We start from the raw sequence: 19,834 nt of genomic DNA, 5'->3' as shown, positions 1-19,834 counted from the left end.
CGCTGCGGAAGTGGCAAGGGGAAGCAGCCGGGAGGCCGCGGGTCTTCGCCCGCGGCGGGACCGGGCGGGGCGGCCGGCGTCAGGCGGCGCGAACCGGCGCGGCGCACCGGATGACGGCTTGCCGGAGACCTCGGCAATCGCCCGAAGCGCCGGAGCGGGGTGGCAGCTTTCGCACGGATGCCGGAGCCGGCTGCCGCCGGAAGGCTCCGAACGGACCCGGCGGTCCCAAGGTCCGATGCGGCGCCCCGATCCTTCAGGGCAACGGGACAGTCCCCGCCAAGGCCCGGCGCACCGGGTCCGGCGGCCATCCCGTCAAGGACGGCTTTCGGCTCCGGACCGGCTTGCCCGCTGCTACCGGACTGCGCCCTTCGCCGGGAAACGCGGGGCCGCTTCTCCGGCCGATCCGCCGCGCCCATCCCGGGGCGACTTCGTCGGGCTCCACTGAAAGGAGCGGCCCGGCGCATTTCTCGCGCAGGTTCCTCGCCCGCGGGTCGCCGCCAGGATCTGCTGCCGCAGCGATGTCAGCGCTGAGCGGCCCGCGGCCCGCGCCACGATGAAATGCCGGTTTTGCCCGCCCATTTCCGCGCTCAGGAAGACGCCATGGGCGGGAATGCGGTCCGCGCGGCCAAGGTGGAACACGCAGTTCTGCTGCGCGGCCAGCATGTCGCCGCGAGGATCGTCCCGCCGTCTGCCGCGGTGCTGTCCGGCAAGGACAGCGGCATCACGTCAGCCATGCCCAGGCGCTGGCGCTGGCGCTGCCGCTCTATCCGCGCGCCGAAGGGGCGGGATTCGGCTCCGCCGCCGTCACCGAACCGGGCAAGGCGCCGATGACCGACGAGGAAGTGAAGCCCTTTGCCGGGCTTGCCGCGCTGCGCAGCAAGCTTTCGGACGGGAATTNCCGGGGAAGACGGNCGGAGAATAGCCCNGGATCCGGCCAAAAAAAAAAAAAAAACGGTTGCACTTCNTGCCGGAGAAGAGTATTGAACCGGTCTCGTTTTCAGGGCTGGTCAGCCATGGGCCCCGGCCCTGTTGCCGTCCCTATCCGCCGGGCCCCGAGGGTCCAGAACGCAAGCAAACCCGGGCATGCCCCGGCCTACCTGAGGTTGAGACATGGCAGTCCCCCAGAATAAAGTCACGAAATCCCGCCGCAACATGCGCCGTTCGCACGACGCGCTGACCGCCGGCAACCCCGCGGAATGCCCGAACTGCGGCGAGCTGAAGCGCCCGCACCACGTCTGCGGCGCCTGCGGCCACTATGACGACCGCGAAGTCGTCGCGGCAGCCGAAGAAGTCGATCTCGAAGACGACGCGGCATAAGCCACGCGCAGAAGCNAGGACATGACNGAAGGCGGCACAGCCCAGAAAGGGCAACGGCGACTCCGGTGCTATCGTCCTGTCCATTGACGCGATGGGCGGGGACAACGGCCCCGCCGTCGTGATGAGCGGCCTGAACAAGGCCCTCTGGCGCAACAGGCGCATGCGCTTCCTCGTGTTCGGCAACAAGGCCGAGCTCGAGCCGCTTCTCGAGAAGCGCCCGCTTCTGCGGGAACGCTGCGAGATCCGCCATGTCGAAGGCGTGGTCACGATGGACTCGAAGCCGAGCCACGTGATGCGCCACGGCAAGGGCACCTCGATGTGGGCTGCGGTCGACGCGGTCCGCGAGGGCGAAGCCAGCGCCTGCGTTTCCTGCGGCAATACCGGCGCGCTGATGGCGCTGTCGATGATCCGGCTGCGCAAGCTGCCCGGCGTCAACCGTCCCGCCATCGCCTGCCTCTGGCCGTCGCGCAACGCGGCGGGCTTCAACGTCATGCTCGATGTCGGTGCCGATATCCGCGCCGAGGCCGAGGACCTGGTCCAGTATGCGCTGATGGGCGCCTTCTATGNCGCAGATCGCGCTGGAGTTGGAGCGCCCGCGCATCGGCCTGCTGAATGTCGGCACCGAAGAGCACAAGGGCCGCGCCGAGCTGAAGGTCGCGCATGACATGCTGATCGAGGCCGCGAAATCCGGCCTGTTCGACTATGTCGGCTATGTCGAAGGCGGCGACATTCCCTCGGACAAGATCGACGTGGTCGTGACCGACGGCTTCACCGGCAACATCGCGCTGAAAACCGGCGAAGGCACCGCCCGGCTGATCTCGGACGCGCTGAAGCAGGCCTTTCGCCATTCCATCCTGTCGCGCATCGCCTCGCTCCTGGCGCTGACCTCGCTCCTGCGGCTGAGGAAGCGCATCGACCCGCGCCGGGTCAATGGCGGGGTGTTCCTCGGGCTGAACGGCACCGTGGTGAAATCGCACGGCTCCTCGGATGCGATGGGCGTGCAGTCCGCCGTCAAGCTCGCCTTCGAGCTGGCCAAGGCGGACCTGCCCGGCCAGCTGGCCCATCGGGTTGCATCCCTCGACGAGGCGCGCCAAGGTGCNGCAGCAACTCGGGCAGTTATACGGTAACCAGAAATGACGACACGNCGCGATGATCCGGGGGGTGGGCCACTGCCTTCCCGAACGCATCGTCCCCAACAGCTACTTCGAAAGCCTTGTGGACACCTCGGACGAATGGATCCGGACGCGCAGCGGCATTGAACGGCGGCATTTCGCTGCCGAGGATGAAAAGACCTCCGATCTCGCGGCACGGGCGGCACAGGCCGCGCTGAAGGATGCCGGGCTGGAACCGGACGACATCGACGCGATCGTGGTGGCGACCTCCACCGCCGACCTTACCTTCCCCTCCTGCGCGACCATGGTCCAGGCCAAGCTGGGCATGACCCGCGGCTTCGCCTATGACGTCCAGGCGGTCTGCGCGGGCTTCATCTTCGCGCTCACCAATGCCAACGGGCTGATCCTGTCGGGCCAGGCCGAGCGCGTGCTGGTGATCGGCGCCGAGACCTTTTCCCGCATCATGGACTGGACCGACCGCGGCACCTGCGTGCTCTTCGGCGACGGCGCGGGCGCGCTGATCCTCGAGGNCCGCCGAGGGCGCGGGCAGCGTCGCGGATCGCGGCATCCTCGCCTCCGACCTGAATTCCGACGGCCGCTACAAGGACATCCTCTATGTCGATGGCGGCGTCTCCGAGACCCAGACCACCGGCCATCTGCGGATGCAGGGCAAGGAAGTCTTCCGCCATGCGGTGGAAAAGCTCGCCTCGACGGCGAGAACCTCGCTCGGCAAGCTGGGGCTGAGCGGCGACGACATCGACTGGATCGTCCCGCACCAGGCGAACCTGCGGATCATCAAGGGCACCGCGCACAAGCTCGGCGTGCCGATGGAGCGCGTCATCGTCACCGTCCAGGACCACGGCAACACCTCCGCCGCGTCGATTCCGCTGGCGCTTTCGGTCGGCAAGGCCGAGGGCAAGATCAAGCAAGGCGACCTCGTCGTTGTCGAGGCGATCGGCGGCGGACTGGCCTGGGGATCGGCGGTCATCCGGTGGTAAAGAGGGTCNTTCCCCCAAGCCATTGAGTTCCGGGGATATTGACTCTCGATCCGCGCCGTTCCTATGCTCCTGAAACCGAAGACCGCAAAAGACGGGGGGACAGCATGACCGGAAAGACGCTGACACGGATGGACCTGAGCGAAGCCGTGTTCCGAGAAGTCGGGCTGTCCCGAAACGAATCCGCGCAGCTCGTGGAGTCGGTGCTGGCGCATCTCAGCGATGCGCTCGCCTCCGGCGACAGCGTGAAGATCTCCTCCTTCGGCACGTTCAACGTCCGCGAGAAGGCCGCCCGCGTCGGCCGCAATCCGAAGACGGGCCAGGAGGTTCCGATCCATCCGCGCCGCGTCCTGACCTTCCGGCCCTCGCACCTGATGAAGGAACGCGTGGCCCAAGGTAACCGTTCGGAAACCTGATCCCGGTTAACAATCCATGACCCGGCCGGCCGCCGCCCCCGCGGCGGCGGGCCTTTAGACATTTGGCTGGCAGGCAGATCATGGAAAAGTCCCCGGACGCATTCCGCACCATTTCCGAAGTCTCGAAATGGCTCGACACGCCGACGCATGTGCTGCGGTTCTGGGAAAGCCGGTTTCCCGAACTGGCGCCGGTGCAGCGCGCGGGCGGCCGCCGCTACTACCGGCCCGAGGATGTGCGCCTGCTCGGCGGCATCAAGGAGCTGCTGCATGTCCGCGGCCAGAGCATCCGCGACGTGCAGGAACTGCTCGCCGCCCAAGGCGCCGGCGCCGTCGCGGACATGGCACCGCCTGCCGCGTTGGAAAGCGGCGCGGCAGGCCGCCCGGTCCACCGCCTGAATTTCGCGGCGCATTCCGCCGGCAGCGAGCAGGATGCAGAGGCAGACCATCCAGGCGTTTCGGCCGGATCCCGCGGGCAGGAGCCGTCGGACGGACAGGACGCCTCCCCGCCCGGAGACCGTGCAGTCCCGCTTCCCGAAGCCTCTGACGCAACCGCCGGGCCGGAGCCGGAGGCGCCGGAATGGCAACCGCCGACCGCGCCTGCGCAGAACGATGCCGACGAAATCTGCGGCGCGGCGGACGATGACGATCCCCGCCGGGAGGAAGACCTCCCTTCAGGCGAGGCTGCGGCGGAGCCCGGCGCCCATCCGCCCGCCACATTCCAGGATGCCTACGAACAGGCCGCCGCCGAGGACGGCCTCGGCGACCTCTTCGCGGATGCCGGAGCAGCCTCCGCCGAAGCCGAAACGCTTGAGGACGCGGCGCCCGGTCAGCGGGCGGCCGCGGCCAGGACGGCGCCGCCCGCGGCCACGCCCCGAAGCAGGCGGCGGCGCGTCACGCCCCGGCTGCCGGAAAAGTCGTTCGTCATGTTCGCTCCGCTGTTGGGTCGGATCGGTCCGCCGTCTTGGCGCGGCGGTCCCGCTTGCTGCTACAACAACAATTTCGCGAAAAATGTCGGCTTTCTCCCGCGAAACAGGTTTCCGCAGCGAATCTTGCCACGCTGCCCGGTTTTCGCGCAAGCCCCGGCGGCGGCGCATGTTTCACCGCCGCTTCCTGCATCCCGGCCGGACGGCAAAAAGCCCCGCCATCCGGAGATGGCGGGGCTTTCCGGCCGCGGACCCGCAGGCCCGGCAGCGGATCAGGTCACTCGGCCGGAGAGGCCACCGCGCCCGGCGCGGCGCCTTCCTCGTCGAGGAAGCCCGAGGTCACCGCAGACGCGGCCGGACGGGTCGCCAGGCTGACCGCGGCGAAGAGGATCGCCGAGACCGGCAGGCCCAGGATGCCGGCGCTCAGGCCGAAGGGCTTGACGCCGGTGATGTACATCCACAGCACGAAGGCCACGCCGCCGACGATCGAGACCAGCGCGCCTGCCGCCGTGCCGCGCTTCCAGAAGAAGGCGCCGATGATGGCGGGGACGGCGACGATCAGGCCTGCGGAAGCCGCGACCGAGAGGATGGCGATCATCGAGAATTCCATTGCCGCGAAGACCAGCGCCAGGACCGAGATGACCGGGATGACGAACTTGCCGATCTTCAGCTGGTGCGCGTCATCCGTGTCCTGGGCCAGGTTGCCGTAGACGTCGCGGGCGAAGATCGAGCTCAGCGTCAGCAGGATCGAGTCGATGGTGGAGACCGCGGCGGCCAGGATGCCGACCATCACGACCACGCCCAGCACCGGCGGCACGTAATCCGACGACAGCAGCGTCGCGGTGGCGAGGTCCGGGCTTTCCAGATCCGGGAAGGCGACCAGCGCCGAGAAGCCCCAGGTGACCGACACGATCGTGTAGACCAGGCCGAAGCAGAGGAAGATCAGCAGCATGCGCTTCAGCGCGCCGAGCGACGCCGGCATGAAGAGGCGCTGGCTGACCTGCGGGTTGGAGATCGAGAAGAAGAACCACGGCAGGGTCAGGCCGAGGAAGGTGGTGAAGGAGAAGAGGCCCGGTCCGGGGACCTGCAGCATCTCCGGACGGGTTTCGGCGATGGTGCCGAACATGCCGGTGAAGCCGCCCAGTTCCGACACGACCAGCACGCCGACGAGCACGGAGGCCACGATCATCACCAGCGCCTGCAGGCTGTCGGTCCACATGACCGAGCGGATGCCCGCGACATAGGAGAAGAAGATCGCCAGGACGGTCGCGACGATGATGCCGGCCGAGAAGGAGATCGCGCCGTCGGTCATGCCCGAGAGCAGGTAGCCGACGCCAGAAAGCTGCACGGCGGAATAGGGGATCAGGAAGACCAGGCTGGTGATCCCGGCCGCGACCGCGACCCAGCGCGAGCCGTAGCGGTGGCCGAGCATCTCGGAGGGGGTGACATAGCCATGCAGCTTGCCCGCCTTCCAGAAGCGCGGCCCGAAGATCGCGACCAGCGAGACGCCGGCGAAATAGACGATCTCGAAGCCGAGCGCGCCGACGCCGCCGCGATAGGTCAGGCCCGCGAGGCCGACCATCATGAAGGCCGAGTAGGTGGTCGCCGAATAGGACAGCGCCGACAGGATGCCGCCCATGCCGCGGCCGCCGAGGAAGTATTCGGACATGGTCGAGGTCGCCTTGTCCGAGCCGCCGCGCGACAGGTAGGCCACCACGCAGGAGAGGAGAATGTAGATCACGATCCCCCAGATCACGAGAGAGGTCGTCATTCGCCGTCCTTTCCGTAGCCGGCCATGGCCACTGCGTTGAGGATGATCACGGCGACGCCGGCCAGCGACCAGAAGAGGAAGCTCGCCTGCCAGGAGGCGATCTGTCCGATGAAGAGATAGGGCACGGCGTAGCAGGCGACTATGAGCACTGCCATCAGCACCAGGGCTGTCTTGCGGGTCATTGCGTTTCCCTGTCGGTTTGTTGGTCTGTTCCGGGTCCGGCGGGCTGAACCTCCCGCCGGACCCGCGTCATGGATCAGGCGAGTTCGACGCCGAAGGGCTCGTAGGCATAGACCCATGCCGGGTCCTCGGGCTCCTTGAGCCAAGTATTGGCGTTGGAAATGGTCTGCACCTTGGTCGCGCGGTCCTTGCGGGTGCGCTCATACATGCCGAAGGCCGTGGCGTAATCCCCCGTTCCGGTCTCCGACAGGCAGCGCGCCAGAACGGCCGCGTCCTCGATCGCCATGCAGGCGCCCTGCGCCATGTGCGGGCGCATCGGGTGGCAGGCATCTCCGATCATCACCAGGCGGCCGCGCGACCACAGGCCCATCGGGTCGCGGTTCCAGAACGGCCATTTGGTGACGGTCTCGGTCGCGTCGATCAGCCCCTGCACCATCGGGTGCGAGCCGCCGAAGATCGCTTCCATCTCCTCGCGCGAGCTGTCGACGAAGCCGGTCTCGTGGTCCCAGCTGTCGACCGGCACGCCGGTGACATAGTAGTATTCGGAGGCGTCATGCTTGGTGGCATAGGCCATGATGTGGCGCGAGTGTTCCCACCACCATTTCACGCAGCGCTCGTATTCCAGGCCGGTGGCGCGCAGCTTGTCCATGTTGACCAGCGCCCGGTGCCCGACCCAGCCCGAGAAGCGCGGCTTTTCGGCGCCCAGGAGCTTCTCGCGGATCACCGAATTGATGCCGTCGGCACCGACCACCAGCTTGGCCGCGACCTGCTTGCCGTTGGCGAAGCTCAAGAGAACGTCGCTGTCGCGTTCCTCGATATCGGTCAGGCGGTGATCGAAATGGACGCGCGACTGGTCGAGCGCCTCGATCTGCACCGCATGCATGTCGCCGCGGTGGATGGTGATGTAGGGCGCGCCGTATTCCTTCAGCGCGTACTCGCCCAGCGGGATCTCGGAGAGGTATTCGCCGGTATTGCCGTCGCGCGAGAACCAGTGCGAGGGATGCGAGCCGATCGAGGAAAGCTTTTCCTCGAGGCCGAGCTCGCGGAAGATCTTCATCACGTTCGGGCCGATATGGATGCCGGCACCGAGACGGGTGAATTCCGGGGCCTGCTCGAAGCTGTGCACCGAGAAGCCGGCCTTGGCCAGCAACCCGGCGGCGGCAGCCCCGCCGAGGCCCGCACCGATCACGGCGATATCGATCTGTTCCACCGACGTCATTCTGTCTGTCCTTCCTGAAGTCCTCTGACTTTTTTGTTTGTACACAAACGATATTTGATTTGCATCATTTTTAAGGCTCCGGACCGGTTTTTCTGCCCGATTCCACCCCTCGAGGCCGAAATTCGGGCAGGTCTGCCCGCAAAATACTCGTTTTTGTACAAACGAGTTTTGCGGGGTCCGGCAGGGCGGCATTCCGGCGGGCCGGCTGACCCGGGCCGCCGGAGGCCGGGCGACTCACGGCCGCGCCGGCGGCACGCCTGGTGTGGGTTCCGGCGGCGGGGACGCTCCCGGCCGGAGCCGTCTCAGGCGGCGCGGTCGGAGCCGGAGATCTCTTCCCAGGCGCGGTTGATCGCGATCAGCCGCGCCTCGGCCAGCTTCACGCCCTCCTCCGGCACGCCGCGGGCGATCATCCGGTCGGGATGGGTCTCGCGCACCAGGCGCCGCCAGGCGCTGCGGATCTCGGGCATCGGCGCGTCGGGATCGACATCCAGCACGTCATAGGGATCGGCATCGGCATCGCGGACGAAGCGCGCCCGCATGGCGCGGAACTCGCGCGGGCCCAGCTCGAAGATCGATGCCACACGCGACAGGAACTCGGCCTCTTCCGGATGGTAGTCGCCATCGGCCACGGCGATGTGGAACAGCCCCTCCATCAGGTCGCGCAGCACCGGATCGCCCGCGCCGAACATCGCGCGCACCCGGCGGGCGTATTCCTCGAACCCGGCCACGTCCTGGCGCGCCAGGTTGAAGACGCGGGCGGCATTGGCCTCCTCGCCCGGCGGGATCTGGAACACCTCGCGGAAGGCGCGGACCTCGTCGCGGGTCACCTGGCCGTCGGCCTTGGCCATCTTCGCCCCCAGCGCGATCACCGCGATGGTGAAGGCCACCGAGCGTTCCGGCGGCGTGCGCAGACGCTCGAAAAGCCGCGCCAGCGGCTCTCCGGAGGCGAGCGCAGACAGGGCTTGGGCTATGCGGGACCAGATCGACATGGCGCCGGTTATGCCGGAACCGCGCCACGATGCAATGTGCGCCAACGCGATTGTCACCGTCCTGACGCGGCTTTGTATTTCGTTTCAGTTCGCGGAGCGCCTATATCTGGAGCATGAAGATGCGCATCCGTTCCCTGCTCTCCGCCCTTGCCCTCGCAATCTCCGCCTCGGCCGCCCCGGCCGAGGGGCCCTTCGTGGAGGGACCGGCCGAGCTGTCGGACTTCCTCTGGCTGAAGCGGCCGGTCGTGGTCTTTGCCGACACGCCCGAGGACCCGCGCTTCGTCCTGCAGATGGACATGCTGCGCGCCCGGCCCGATCCGCTGATCGAACGCGACGTGGTCGTGCTGACCGACACCGATCCGGACACGGTCAGCGCGCTGCGCAAGCAGCTGCGCCCGCGCGGTTTCTCGGTGGTGCTGATCGGCAAGGACGGCCGCGTCGAGCTGCGCAAGCCCGCGCCCTGGGACGTGCGCGAACTGACCCGGGTGATCGACAAGCTGCCGCTGCGCCAGCAGGAGATCCGCGACGCGCGGCAGGGCGGCGCGGGCTGAGCCGCGGTCCCGCCGGCGCCTGCACCGCGCGATCCGCGCGGCCGGGCCGAGCCGGTGCTGCGCCGCGGACCGTCCTCCGGCGGGGAGTGACCGGCCGGGTCAGAGACCCAGCCGGTTGACCAGATCGTAGCGCTTGCCGAAGCGGACCTCGCCTTCGGCGCTGAAATGGTCGCCATCCGTCCAGTAGATCGCGCTGCAATCCAGCAGGTCGCCGGGGAAGTCGGGCTGCATCAGCTCGAGCTGCGAGACGTATTCGATCCTGGTTCCCTCGACGGCCTTGCGGATCGCCGCGTCGAGATTGCGGATCGGCCCTTCGATATTGGTGCGCAGCCGGTAGGGATATTCGCAGCCCTTCTTCAGGATGAACTGGTCGGGGATGTAATGGACCGGGCGCGGCCCGAACCAGATGATCCGCGCATTGCCCGGCAGCTCGGCGAGGTAGTCGCGCGGCTCCGCGATGCGCTTGCGGACCGGCTTGTAGTCCGGAACCTCGGCATCGAGGGGGAGCTGGGTGAACATGTCGCGGGTGGACTCGCCGAACTCTTCGGAGCGCAGCAGCGGATAGGCGGCCTGCTCGAAGATGATCGCGCGGAAGGCATCGGGGCTTTCGCGCAGGAACCGCGCCAGCGACTCGTAGGGGCAGCCGGGCTTGCCGTCATGGAACCGGCAGCTTCCGCGGGCGAGGCCGACGATGAAGGGCTCGTCGCTGCTGGCCAGCACGGCGCGGTAGAGATCCGAGCCGTGGCTGTCGCCGAGCACCGCAATCCCGGGCCCGTGGCGGCTCTGGCAGTCGCGGATGCGCTGCGCGATCATCGACACCTCCGCCCGATCGTCTTCGGTCACGTAGAGGCCGAAGCGGCAGTCGCCCGGCATCGGATCGTCGGCGGTGTAGTTGCGCGCGGCCAGTAGGCGGTAGGTCGCGACGATGTCCTTCGAGCGCGCCGCTTCCCAGAGCCGTGCCCAGCCGCCGCTGGCCATGCCGGAAGCTCCGGCCAGCGAGATGGCGCAAAGCACGGCGGCGGTGGCGCCGAGGATCGCGTTGCGGCCGGGCAGAAGCTTTGCGGGACGGCCGCGGAAGGGCTGTTCGACGAATTTCCAGGTCAGAGCGGCCAGCGCCAGCGACAGCAGGACCAGGCCGGCGCGGGCCCAATGCCCCAGCGGGTCATAGCTTGCGGCCTGGCCCAGCACGAGGACCGGCTGGTGCCACAGATAGGCGCTGTAGGAGATCAGCCCGGCCCAGACGAAGGGCTTCCAGGTCAGCACGCGGAACACCGCCTGGCCGGGCGCCGCGTAGCGCAGCACCAGCACCGTGCCGAGCACTGGCAGCAGCGCGAAATGCGACGGGAAGGGCGTGCCTTCGTTGAAGGCGAAGACCGCCACGAGGATCAGGCCCAGCCCGATCGCCGCCGGAAGGCCGCGGCCGTTGCGCTCGCGCCCGTGCAGGTGCAGCGCCAGCAGGCTGCCCGCCAGAAGTTCCCAGGCGCGGGTCGGCAGCAGGAAGAAGGTGGCGGTGGGATAGTCGGCGATCCCGGCGACGCAAAGAACGAAGGACAGCGCCGCCGCCCCCCAGAGCAGCCGGAGCCGCTGCTTCTGCGCCATCCGCCACAGCAGGGCCAGCAGCGGCGGGAAGAGCAGGTAGAACTGCTCCTCGACCGCCAGGCTCCAGATGTGCAGCAGCGGCAGCTCTTCGGCGGTAGGCGCGAAATAGCCGCTGGTCAGCCAGAAATGCATGTTCGCATAGAACAGCGCCGAGGCCAGCAGGCTCTGGGCATAGCCTTCGAGCTGGGCGGGGAACAGGATCGACCCGGCGGCGATCGTGGTCGCGGCAAGCACGACGGCAAGCGCCGGGACCAGCCGCCGCGCGCGGCGCTCGTAGAAGCCCGCCAGCGAATAGCGCCCCTTCTCGAGATCCTCCGCCAGGAGCGAGGTGATCAGGAAGCCCGAGAGCACGAAGAACACGTCGACGCCGACATAGCCGCCGGTGAACGGGCCCAGATGCGCATGGTAGAGAATGACGGGCAGAACGGCAAAGGCCCTCAGGCCGTCAATCTCCGGGCGGTGGCGCATGGGCGGAATTCCTGAATGTGTCGCTGCCGACCTCGGTAGATGCGCCCCTTGCCGAGGTCAACCGCTGCGCGTGCGGGACACATGCGTCACGCCCGGAATGCGCGGCGCTCCGCGCGCCGCGCCCGGAAATCAGCCGTCTGCGCGTTCCTGTTCCGCAACCTGGCGCATCGCATCGAGCGGAAGGTAGCCGCGCAGGATTTCGTCGCCCATGATGAAGGTCGGCGTGCCCGAGATCGACAGCTTTCCGGCCAGCTCGTGATTGGCCTGCAGCTCGGCCGTCACCGAGGCGTCGTCCATTTGGGCGGTGACCGCCGCGACACCGACGCCGGCATCCTTGCCGATCCGCGCCAGCGCGTCGTCGGTGACATTGCCGCGCATCGTCATCAGCGCGTCATGCACTTGTTCATAGGCCGCGTCGCCGGCCAGCTGCTTCACCGCCACGGCGAAGCGCGCCGCCTTTACCGAGTCCTACGTCGGGCCATGGCGCAGCCTGGTTAGCGCGTCCGTCTGGGGGACGGAAGGTCGTGAGTTCGAATCTCGCTGGCCCGACCATATAACCGCACGAAGATACGTGGAGGAACCATGACCGAATCCAACGGACAGGGGGTTCTGCCACGNTCAGGAGCTGGCGCAGCNTGGTTGAGACCGGCGTGATCNGCGCCGCTCCAGCCGCTCGTCGATGGGCAGATCCAGCCAGCGTCGCTGGATCTCCGGCTCGGCCATACCGCCTATCGCCTGCGTGCCTCCTTCCTTGCCGGGAAGGACGCCAAGATCTCCGACCGCCTGCCCGATTTCCTGATGCACCGCATCGATCTGAGCGACGGCGCCGTTCTGGAGAAGGGCTGCGTCTATCTCGTCCCGCTGATGGAGCGCCTGCGCATGCCCGAAGGGCTCGAAGGCGTGGCGNAATGCCAAAAGCTCCACCGGGCGGCTCGACCTGCTGACCCGGCTGGTCACCGATAACGGCACCGAATTCGACCGGATTCCCGCAGGCTACGACGGCCCGCTCTATGCGGAGATCTGCCCGCGCAGCTTCTCCGTGCTGGTGCGCCCGGGCATGCGGCTGAACCAGCTGCGCCTGCGCCGCGGCCGCGCCGTTCTGGAGGATGCCGAGCTGGCAGCGCGCCACGCGNGCCGAGNCCGCTGGTCGATGGCGGCCCGGCGGTGATCTCGGAAGGCCTCGGCTTCTCGGTCGATCTCAGCCCCNGGCCCGGGCGGCCTCGTCGGCTACCGCGCCAAGCCCCATACCGGAGTGATCGACCTCGACCGGATCGGCGCCTATNCCGGTGCGCGAATTCTGGGAGCGGCTCGAGACCGAGGACCGCCGCCTGATCCTCGACCCCGGCGCCTTCTACATCCTGGTCAGCCGCGAGGCGGTGACCATTCCGCCCGATTGCGCCGCCGAGATGGCGCCCTATTTCGCCATGGTCGGCGAGTTCCGGGTGCATTACGCGGGCTTCTTCGATCCGGGCTTCGGCCACGCTGCCGCGGGCGGCCACGGCGCCCGCGGCGTGCTCGAAGTCCGCTGCCACGAAGCGCCCTTCGCGCTCGATCACGGCCAGGTCGTGGGACGGCTGCTCTACGAACGGATGACCGAGCGGCCGGACGTGCTCTACGGCGCGGATCTGGCCTCGAACTACCAGGGCCAGGGCCTCAAGCTGGCCAAGCTTGGGTCTTCTACTGTTTTCTCCGGCGGCTGCAAGACGAAAATTAAAGTTTTTTCACATTGATCTATGCGGCCGGCAAACGCGCCTTCAGTGCGGCCAGCCGGGCCGCCTGCGCGGCCACGGTTTCGCCGCCCAGACGCGCCAGGATTTCGTCGCGCCCGAGCCCGCGCAGCTCCGCGGCCACGTGAGCGGATAGCGCGCATCGGCCGGGACCGTGCCGGTGACCGTCAGCACGGCCCCGTCCAGCGAGGCGCCGCCCGACAGGTCCACCGTCGCCACCCGGTCGGCATCGAGCGCCACCAGCCCGGCATTCAGCGCGGACTCGCCGATGCTGCCGCGCAGGTCCCAGCCGTCGAATTGCAGCACCCCCGACTGGTCCGAGCCGTAGACCCGGTGCAGGATGCCGTAGCCGTCGCCATCCTCGCCCGCGCTCGATTGCCAGGCGATGGCGAAGCCGCCATCGGAAAACGCGGTGATGGCCGGCGCGGACTGGTAGCCGGCATCGGGCAGGTTGACCTTGAAATCGCCGTCGCGGCGGCTGCCATCGGCATTGTAGACCTGCGCGAAGACATCGCGGTACTGTTCTCCGCTCGACCAGTCGTCATACCAGGCGACCACGAAGCCGCCATCGGCCAGCGCGGCCACGACGGAGCTGTACTGGCTGCTGCTTGTGTAGCTGTTGACGATGAACTCGGCCCCGACCGGCGCTCCGGCGGCATCGAAGAGCTGGCCGTAGACGCCCCAGCCCGAGCCGTCCTGGTTCAGCGAATGCCACACCACGACATGGCCGCCGGTCGTCAGCGCGGCGGCCTGGCCGTATTCCTGCCGGTCGGCGGTCACCGTGTTGACCAGGTATTCGCCCGCCGGGTCCGGCGTGCCGTCGGCGCCGAAGCGGCGCGCGTAGATTCCGGTCTGCGATCCGTCGCCCTCGGCGCCGGAGCTCCCCGCGGAATAGACGAAGACGATGTCGCCGTCCTCCATCTGCGCGGCCCGGATCTGGGTCTGCGCGGCGGCCGTCGCCTGGTTGACCTGGAAGGACCCGGAGGAACTTCCGGCCGCATCGAAGATCTGGGCATGCACGTCGCCGAGGCTCGACTGCCAGCTGACCAGCCAGCCGCCGTCATCGAGCGCCGCCACATGCGGCAGGGACTCGGTGTTGGTGCCGAACTCGGCCTGGGTCAGGTTGACCGCGGGTGCCGCCGTTCCGGCGGCATCGTAGCGGCGCATCAGCACGTCGCGGTATTCGCTGCCCGCCGCCGTGCGGTCGGAGTGGTAGACGACCACGAAGCCGCCATCGGCAAGCCCCGCCGCCTGCGGCTGGGACTGGTTCGAGGCGGTGCCCTCGTTCACCCGGAATTCCGGCCCGATCCGCCCGCCGTCGGCGGCATAGCGCTGGCCGTAGACGCCGTGGCCCGCCCCGTCCGCGCCGCTCTCGTCGGTCCAGACGATGACATAGCCGGTGCGCGTCCCGTCGCAGCCCCGGCCCTGCAGAAGGGGCAGTCGGGCCCGGCCGTGGCGCAGATGGCGGCGCGGCTCGCCGCGATGGGCTATGGCCGCGGCGGCAGTTCCGCCTATGACGACGGCGTGGTCCAGCAGGTCGCGGCCTTCCAGCGCGACCACGGGCTGGCCACCGACGGCGTGGCGGGCAAGGGCACGCTGGGGGAACTCAACAAGGAGCCCGAGGACCGGCTGGCCTCGGTCCTCGCCGCGATGGAACGCGAGCGCTGGATGAACTTCCCGCTCGGCAAGCGGCATATCTGGGTGAACATTCCGGATTTCACGGCGAAGATCATCGACAGCGGCAAGGTCACCTTCGAGACCCGCTCGGTCGTCGGGCAGAACCAGCCGAGCCACCGCTCGCCGGAATTCTCCGACGTGATGGAATACATGGTCATCAACCCGACTGGGATCGGGCGGCAGCAGCAGCTTCGATTTCAGGAAGGCCAGCCAGGCCGCCATCACCAGATAATCGGCAGCCAGCTCGATCCGGAGCGCCTTGGCCTTGTCGACGAAGTCCAGATACTGCTCGGCGAGCGCGAGAACCGAGATGGTGCGCAGGTCGACCTTCTGGGTGCGCGACAGCGAGAGTAGGAGGTCGAGCGGCCCCTCGAAGCCGTCGACATCCACGATCAGGGCTTCGGCGGCGCGGCGNGGCTTCGATCTNCCGTGACGTTGGANGGCCGTCTCCTCCGTCACCCCAGGATCTCCGCCAGCTCCGCCTCGAGCGCCGCGATATCGGCCTCTTCGACCGCACCGCGCAGCATCATCGCCCTGTGGGCGCGGTAGAGCGCCTTGCCCGCAAGCGCGCCGGTGCCCACCATGACCGCCTCCATCTCCGCCTGGTCGCCGTTGCAGTGGAGCACGACATCGCAGCCGGCATCAAGCGAAAGGGCAGCGCGCTCGGCGAAGGGCCCCGACAGCGCCTGCATCGACAGGTCGTCGGTCATCAGCAGGCCGTCGAAGCCGATCTNCGCGGCGGACCGCATCGATCACAGGCTTTGACTGGGTGGCGGGCAGATCCGGATCGATCGCCGGATAGACGATATGCGCGGTCATGCCCATCGGCAGGTCGGCCAGCGCCTGGAAGGCGGCGAAATCGACCGCGCGCAGCTGGGCCAGCGTGGCCCCGACGCGGGGCAGCTCGAGATGGCTGTCCGAGGTGCCGCGGCCATGGCCGGGAATGTGCTTCAGCACCGAGGAAGAGGGACCGAGCGCCGAAGAACTGGCAGATCATTTGGCCTTCCAGCTGGAACGTCTTGCCGCGATGCGCGAGGCGGCGGCAAGGCTGATGGGCCGCGACCGCCTGGGCCGCGACGTCTTCGCCCGCGGCATGCCCGAGGGCATCTCGACCCATCGCAACGTCATGTACCAGGCCACTCTGCTGGACCTGATGCAGGCCTATGCCCGCATCCGCACCAAGGATGATTTCCGTCCCTATGTCATGGACCGCGACGCGATCCTGACCATGGAGCAGGCGCTCGACCGGCTGCGCGGCATGATTGCTTTCGCCGGGCAGTGGTCGGACCTGTCGAGCTACCTGCCGGTGGAGTGGCAGGGCGATGCGGCGCGGCGGCGCTCGTCGCTTGCGGCGACCTTTGCGGCGACGCTTGAGCTTGCCAAGGAGGGCCGGGTGGAGATACGGCAGTCCGATATCTTCGGCCTCATCGAGCTGCGCAAGAAACCTGAATGAATACCCAAGACGACGACCTGCCGGCCGGTGCCGATCCCGAGGAAATGGGGGCACTGGAGGACCCGGGACTCTTCGATGCTCCGCCCCTGGCCGAACAGGAGCGGATGGTCGAGGCGATGCTCTTCGCGACCTCCGAGCCGCTGACGCTGCGCGAGATGGGCACGCGGATGCCGCAGGGCTGCGACGTGCGCACTGCCGTCGCGATGCTGCAGAACCATTACCGCGGCCGCGGCGTCAATGTCGTTCAGGTCGGCGAGGCCTGGGCTATCCGCACTGCGCCGGACGTGTCCTTCCTGATGCAGAAGGAAGTGGTCGAGACCCGCAAGCTGAGCCGTGCCGCGATCGAGACCCTGGCGATCATCGCCTATCACCAGCCTGCCACCCGCGCCGAGATCGAGGAGATCCGCGGCGTCGCCGTGTCGAAAGGCACGATCGATTTGCTTCTTGACCTCGACTGGATCCGGGTCGGGCGGCGGCGCGAGACACCGGGTCGGCCGGTGACCTTCGTCGTCACCGAGGCCTTCCTCGACCATTTCTCGCTGTCCTCGCCGAAAGACCTGCCGGGGCTCGACGAGCTGCGCGCCGCGGGGCTTCTCGATGCGCGGCGGATGCCGGGCGCCGACGAGACCGCGCGGCCGCAGGGCGGGGACGAGGGCCAGGACGAAGACGATGGCGAAGATCAGGAAGAGATGTTCTGATCCGCTTCAACTTGAGGCTTCAAATCGATGGAAACAAAAGGCCCCCGCCGGAATTCCGCGCGGGGGTCCTGTCTGTCAGGCCGACAGTTGCAGGTTGCAACCGGTTCAGGCGCGCCCAGCCATCTTGCGCAGCGTGCCGTCGCGCAGCACGCCTTCATGCAGGGCGACCATGGCGACATGGCCTGCGATCAGCGCGGCCATCACCCAGCCGGCCTCGCCATGCAGCGCATTGCCGAGATTGACCATCCATTCCACCGGCACCTCACGCGGCGCGGCGAGCTCGATGCCGAAGGGCGCGAAGCCCCGCGTGCCGCCGATCGCGCGCAGGATTGCGGCCAGCGGCACGAAGACGATCAGCGCATAGAGCGCGCCATGGCCCGCCTTGACGGCAATCCGCTGCAGCGCATTGCCATGCGAAGGGCGACGGTTGCGCATTGCAACCGCCCAGGCAACGCGGGCGACGGCCAGGACGAAGATCGCCGCGCCCAGATCGCCATGATGGCCCCGGAAGAAATTCGTCACCGCGCTGTCGCCGAGCAGCAGCTTGAAGCCCATGCCGGTCAGCTGCCACAGGATCAGGACGGCCAGCGCCCAGTGGAGAATGCGGGTGACAAGACCGTAGCCATCTTGCGTGTCGAGAATAGGCGTGCGTTCGGACATATGACCATCCTGAAGAAAAACATGGGAACTCAAGATCATATGGGGATGCCGCAGCGCAGCGCGAGGCCTCTGGCGGAAATGTGAGTCCGCCGTGATGCAACTTTCCGGCGGCAGCTCTTGAAACGGAAAGCGGCGCCCTCCGCGAGGAAGGCGCCGCCAAAACCATCGGATGTCAGGCCCGCATCAGGCCGATTTCGCCATCCGCTTGCGCTCATGCGGATCGAGATAGCGCTTGCGCAGGCGGATCGCGTTCGGCGTCACCTCCACCAGCTCGTCATCGTCGATATAGGCGATGGCCTGTTCCAGCGTCAGCGTGACCGGCGTGGTCAGGCGGACCGCGTCATCCGTGCCCGAGGCGCGGACGTTGGTCAGCTTCTTCCCTTTCAGCGGGTTCACTTCCAGGTCGTTGTCGCGGCTGTGCTCGCCGATGATCATGCCCTGGTAGATCGGCTCCTGCGCGCCGATGAACATCTTGCCGCGTTCCTCGAGGTTCCACAGCGCGTAGGCGACGGAAGTGCCGTTCTCCATGGAGATCAGAACGCCCGCGCGGCGGCCGGGGATCGCGCCCTTGTGGGGGGCCCATTCGTGGAACACGCGGTTCATCACGCCGGTGCCGCGGGTATCGGTCAGGAACTCGCCGTGATAGCCGATCAGGCCGCGCGACGGGACCAGCGCGATGATGCGGGTCTTGCCGGCGTTCTGGCGCATTTCGGTCATCTCGCCCTTGCGCGGGCCGGTCAGCTTCTCGATCACCGCGCCGGAGTATTCGTCATCCACGTCGATGGTGACTTCCTCGATCGGCTCGAGGCGCTGGCCGTTCTCTTCGCGGAACAGAACCTGCGGGCGGGAGATCGACAGCTCGAAGCCCTCGCGGCGCATGTTCTCGATCAGGACGCCCATCTGCAGTTCGCCGCGGCCCGCAACCTCGAAGGCCTCGCCGCCGGGGGTGTCGGAGATCTTGATGGCGACGTTCGACTCGGCTTCCTTCATCAGGCGGTCGCGGATGACGCGCGACTGGACCTTGTCGCCGTCGCGGCCGGCCAGCGGGCTGTCATTGATGCCGAAGGTGACGGTGATGGTCGGCGGGTCGATCGGCTGGGCCGGGATCGCCTCGGTGATCGACGGATCGCAGATCGTGTCGGCCACGGTGGCCTTCGACATGCCTGCGAGGCTGACGATGTCGCCGGCCTCGGCCAGCTCGATCGGCTGCTGCGACAGGCCGCGGAAGGCGAGAATCTTGGTGACGCGGAACTGTTCGACGCGGCTGCCGTCGCGCGACAGGGCGTTGACGGTGGTGCCGGCCTTCAGCGTGCCCGACTCGACGCGCCCGGTCAGCAGGCGGCCGATGAACGGGTCCGCGCCCAGCGTGGTCGCCAGCATGGAGAACGGCTGGTCCTTCTTGGCGATCTGCTTCGGCGGCTCGACATGCTTCAGCACCAGGTCGAACAGCGCCGACAGATCCTTGCGCGGGCCGTCGAGCTCGGCATCGCACCAGCCGTTGCGGCCGGAGGCGTAGAGCGACGGGAAGTCGAGCTGCTCGTCATTGGCGTCGAGCGAGGCAAAGAGGTCGAACACTTCGTCCAGCGCGCGGTCGGGTTCCGCATCCGGCTTGTCGACCTTGTTCAGCACGACGATCGGCTTCAGGCCGAGCGCCAGCGCCTTCGAGGTCACGAACTTGGTCTGCGGCATCGGGCCTTCGGCCGCGTCGACCAGCAGGACGACGCCGTCGACCATGGACAGGATGCGTTCGACTTCGCCGCCGAAATCGGCGTGGCCGGGCGTGTCGACGATGTTGATCCGCGTGCCTTTCCACTCGACGCTGGTCGCTTTCGCGAGGATGGTGATCCCGCGTTCGCGCTCGAGGTCGTTGGAGTCCATGGCGCGCTCGGTCGTCGCCTGGTTTTCACGGTAGGTGCCGGATTGTTTCAGCAGTTCGTCCACGAGGGTCGTCTTGCCGTGGTCAACGTGAGCAATGATCGCGATATTGCGCAGATCCATGGGAGGCGTCCTTGTCTGAAGTTGCGCTGGCCCTACAGCGCTGCAGCGCGGAAGGCTAGTCCTAAAGACAGCAGAATTGAC

General features: G+C 67.8%; 15 protein-coding genes, 1 tRNA gene and 7 pseudogenes. 11 read left to right on the top strand and 12 right to left on the bottom strand.

Annotated features, from left to right (window positions below):
• Positions 1-351: 351 nt before the first annotated feature.
• Positions 352-663 (bottom strand): hypothetical protein, encoded by a 312-nt coding sequence (locus tag C7T91_RS22810; protein WP_108261421.1) that lies wholly within the window; start codon positions 661-663, stop codon positions 352-354.
• A 447-nt stretch (positions 664-1,110) separates the two neighbouring features.
• Between C7T91_RS22810 and rpmF the strand changes: the two genes are divergently transcribed.
• The 5 genes and pseudogenes from rpmF to C7T91_RS36615 form a co-directional block, all read left to right on the top strand.
• Positions 1,111-1,317, top strand: a complete 207-nt coding sequence (gene rpmF / locus C7T91_RS22805) for a 50S ribosomal protein L32 (RefSeq protein WP_108261419.1) — start codon at positions 1,111-1,113, stop codon at positions 1,315-1,317.
• A gap of 91 nt (positions 1,318-1,408) precedes the next feature.
• Positions 1,409-2,444, top strand: a pseudogene (plsX, locus tag C7T91_RS22800) (phosphate acyltransferase PlsX).
• A gap of 22 nt (positions 2,445-2,466) precedes the next feature.
• Positions 2,467-3,427 (top strand): annotated as a pseudogene (locus C7T91_RS22795) (beta-ketoacyl-ACP synthase III).
• A gap of 38 nt (positions 3,428-3,465) precedes the next feature.
• On the top strand, positions 3,466-3,840 hold the full coding sequence (gene ihfA / locus C7T91_RS22790) for an integration host factor subunit alpha (protein ID WP_407943325.1): 375 nt from the start codon (positions 3,466-3,468) through the stop codon (positions 3,838-3,840).
• A gap of 80 nt (positions 3,841-3,920) precedes the next feature.
• Positions 3,921-4,142, top strand: a pseudogene (locus C7T91_RS36615) (MerR family transcriptional regulator); the annotation flags it as partial.
• Positions 4,143-5,040: 898 nt separating this feature from the next.
• On the opposite strand, the gene C7T91_RS22780 reads toward C7T91_RS36615, so the two are convergent.
• From C7T91_RS22780 to C7T91_RS22765, 4 genes are all read right to left on the bottom strand, one after another.
• On the bottom strand, positions 5,041-6,534 hold the full coding sequence (locus C7T91_RS22780; RefSeq protein WP_108261415.1) for a sodium:solute symporter family protein: 1,494 nt from the start codon (positions 6,532-6,534) through the stop codon (positions 5,041-5,043).
• Positions 6,531-6,716: a hypothetical protein gene (locus C7T91_RS22775; protein WP_108261413.1), complete on the bottom strand. Its 186-nt coding sequence runs from the start codon at positions 6,714-6,716 to the stop codon at positions 6,531-6,533. Before C7T91_RS22775 ends, C7T91_RS22780 begins: the two co-directional genes overlap by 4 nt.
• Before the next feature lie 74 nt (positions 6,717-6,790).
• On the bottom strand, positions 6,791-7,933 hold the full coding sequence (locus C7T91_RS22770) for an FAD-dependent monooxygenase (RefSeq protein ID WP_108261411.1): 1,143 nt from the start codon (positions 7,931-7,933) through the stop codon (positions 6,791-6,793).
• Positions 7,934-8,235: 302 nt separating this feature from the next.
• Positions 8,236-8,922, bottom strand: coding sequence for a molecular chaperone DjiA (locus tag C7T91_RS22765; RefSeq protein WP_108261409.1), 687 nt, complete (start codon positions 8,920-8,922; stop codon positions 8,236-8,238).
• Between the two features lie 113 nt (positions 8,923-9,035).
• On the opposite strand from C7T91_RS22765, the gene C7T91_RS22760 reads away from it, so the two are divergent.
• On the top strand, positions 9,036-9,473 hold the full coding sequence (locus tag C7T91_RS22760) for a DUF4174 domain-containing protein (protein WP_108261407.1): 438 nt from the start codon (positions 9,036-9,038) through the stop codon (positions 9,471-9,473).
• Positions 9,474-9,572: 99 nt separating this feature from the next.
• On the opposite strand, the gene C7T91_RS22755 is transcribed toward C7T91_RS22760, so the two are convergent.
• Together C7T91_RS22755 and C7T91_RS22750 are read right to left on the bottom strand one after the other, a co-directional pair.
• A complete protein-coding gene (locus C7T91_RS22755) occupies positions 9,573-11,540 on the bottom strand; it encodes an acyltransferase family protein (protein WP_108261405.1) in 1,968 nt (655 codons plus the stop codon).
• A 129-nt stretch (positions 11,541-11,669) separates the two neighbouring features.
• A pseudogene (locus C7T91_RS22750) lies at positions 11,670-11,996 on the bottom strand (DsbA family protein); the annotation flags it as partial.
• 18 nt (positions 11,997-12,014) lie between these two features.
• Between C7T91_RS22750 and C7T91_RS22745 the strand changes: the two are divergent.
• The 3 genes and pseudogenes from C7T91_RS22745 to C7T91_RS38630 all read left to right on the top strand — a co-directional run.
• Positions 12,015-12,092 (top strand) — tRNA-Pro (locus C7T91_RS22745).
• 83 nt (positions 12,093-12,175) lie between these two features.
• Positions 12,176-13,270 (top strand): annotated as a pseudogene (locus tag C7T91_RS22740) (2'-deoxycytidine 5'-triphosphate deaminase).
• Positions 13,271-13,273: 3 nt separating this feature from the next.
• Positions 13,274-14,809: pseudogene (locus tag C7T91_RS38630) on the top strand (hypothetical protein); the annotation flags it as partial.
• 300 nt (positions 14,810-15,109) lie between these two features.
• On the opposite strand, the pseudogene C7T91_RS22730 reads toward C7T91_RS38630, so the two are convergent.
• From C7T91_RS22730 to C7T91_RS38085, 3 genes and pseudogenes are all read right to left on the bottom strand, one after another.
• Positions 15,110-15,403 (bottom strand): annotated as a pseudogene (locus C7T91_RS22730) (segregation and condensation protein A); the annotation flags it as partial.
• Complete coding sequence (locus tag C7T91_RS22725) at positions 15,400-15,636, bottom strand: hypothetical protein (RefSeq protein WP_456237855.1); 237 nt, start codon at positions 15,634-15,636, stop codon at positions 15,400-15,402. The pseudogene C7T91_RS22730 and the gene C7T91_RS22725, both read right to left, overlap by 4 nt.
• Positions 15,587-15,847, bottom strand: a complete 261-nt coding sequence (locus tag C7T91_RS38085; RefSeq protein ID WP_269102432.1) for a glycoside hydrolase family 3 N-terminal domain-containing protein — start codon at positions 15,845-15,847, stop codon at positions 15,587-15,589. The genes C7T91_RS22725 and C7T91_RS38085 overlap by 50 nt, the downstream gene beginning before the upstream one ends.
• Here C7T91_RS38085 and C7T91_RS22720 point away from each other — a divergent pair.
• Complete coding sequence (locus C7T91_RS22720; protein WP_236638420.1) at positions 15,762-16,397, top strand: segregation and condensation protein A; 636 nt, start codon at positions 15,762-15,764, stop codon at positions 16,395-16,397. The genes C7T91_RS38085 and C7T91_RS22720 overlap by 86 nt on opposite strands.
• Positions 16,394-17,095 carry an SMC-Scp complex subunit ScpB gene (gene scpB / locus C7T91_RS22715; RefSeq protein WP_407943324.1) on the top strand — a complete coding sequence of 234 codons (702 nt, stop codon included), beginning with the start codon at positions 16,394-16,396 and terminating at the stop codon, positions 17,093-17,095. Before C7T91_RS22720 ends, scpB begins: the two co-directional genes overlap by 4 nt.
• Before the next feature lie 105 nt (positions 17,096-17,200).
• Here the strand turns inward: scpB and C7T91_RS22710 are convergent, their stop codons facing one another.
• The gene (locus C7T91_RS22710; RefSeq protein WP_108261401.1) at positions 17,201-17,755 is read right to left on the bottom strand and encodes a cytochrome b; all 555 of its coding nucleotides are present in this window, start codon (positions 17,753-17,755) and stop codon (positions 17,201-17,203) included.
• Between the two features lie 183 nt (positions 17,756-17,938).
• Positions 17,939-19,753, bottom strand: a complete 1,815-nt coding sequence (gene typA, locus C7T91_RS22705; protein ID WP_108261399.1) for a translational GTPase TypA — start codon at positions 19,751-19,753, stop codon at positions 17,939-17,941.
• Positions 19,754-19,834: the final 81 nt, after the last annotated feature.

Origin of the sequence: Mangrovicoccus ximenensis, from assembly GCF_003056725.1 — a bacterium.
In the GTDB taxonomy this organism is placed as follows: domain Bacteria; phylum Pseudomonadota; class Alphaproteobacteria; order Rhodobacterales; family Rhodobacteraceae; genus Mangrovicoccus; species Mangrovicoccus ximenensis.
The sequence above is the reverse complement of the archived record's forward strand: the minus strand, read 5'-3'. Positions and strand labels throughout refer to the sequence as shown.

Excerpts from the sequence above, each read along its gene's own strand:
- C7T91_RS22775 (WP_108261413.1), bottom strand. The coding sequence starts at position 6,716 with ATGACCCGCAAGACAGCCCTGGTGCTGATGGCAGTGCTCATAGTCGCC.
- C7T91_RS22720 (WP_236638420.1), top strand. The coding sequence starts at position 15,762 with ATGCCCATCGGCAGGTCGGCCAGCGCCTGGAAGGCGGCGAAATCGACC.
- C7T91_RS22770 (WP_108261411.1), bottom strand. The coding sequence starts at position 7,933 with ATGACGTCGGTGGAACAGATCGATATCGCCGTGATCGGTGCGGGCCTC.
- C7T91_RS22780 (WP_108261415.1), bottom strand. The coding sequence starts at position 6,534 with ATGACGACCTCTCTCGTGATCTGGGGGATCGTGATCTACATTCTCCTC.
- C7T91_RS22760 (WP_108261407.1), top strand. The coding sequence starts at position 9,036 with ATGAAGATGCGCATCCGTTCCCTGCTCTCCGCCCTTGCCCTCGCAATC.
- C7T91_RS22710 (WP_108261401.1), bottom strand. The coding sequence starts at position 17,755 with ATGTCCGAACGCACGCCTATTCTCGACACGCAAGATGGCTACGGTCTT.
- rpmF (WP_108261419.1), top strand. The coding sequence starts at position 1,111 with ATGGCAGTCCCCCAGAATAAAGTCACGAAATCCCGCCGCAACATGCGC.
- scpB (WP_407943324.1), top strand. The coding sequence starts at position 16,394 with ATGAATACCCAAGACGACGACCTGCCGGCCGGTGCCGATCCCGAGGAA.
- C7T91_RS22725 (WP_456237855.1), bottom strand. The coding sequence starts at position 15,636 with ATGCAGGCGCTGTCGGGGCCCTTCGCCGAGCGCGCTGCCCTTTCGCTT.
- C7T91_RS22755 (WP_108261405.1), bottom strand. The coding sequence starts at position 11,540 with ATGCGCCACCGCCCGGAGATTGACGGCCTGAGGGCCTTTGCCGTTCTG.
- C7T91_RS22810 (WP_108261421.1), bottom strand. The coding sequence starts at position 663 with ATGCTGGCCGCGCAGCAGAACTGCGTGTTCCACCTTGGCCGCGCGGAC.
- typA (WP_108261399.1), bottom strand. The coding sequence starts at position 19,753 with ATGGATCTGCGCAATATCGCGATCATTGCTCACGTTGACCACGGCAAG.
- C7T91_RS22765 (WP_108261409.1), bottom strand. The coding sequence starts at position 8,922 with ATGTCGATCTGGTCCCGCATAGCCCAAGCCCTGTCTGCGCTCGCCTCC.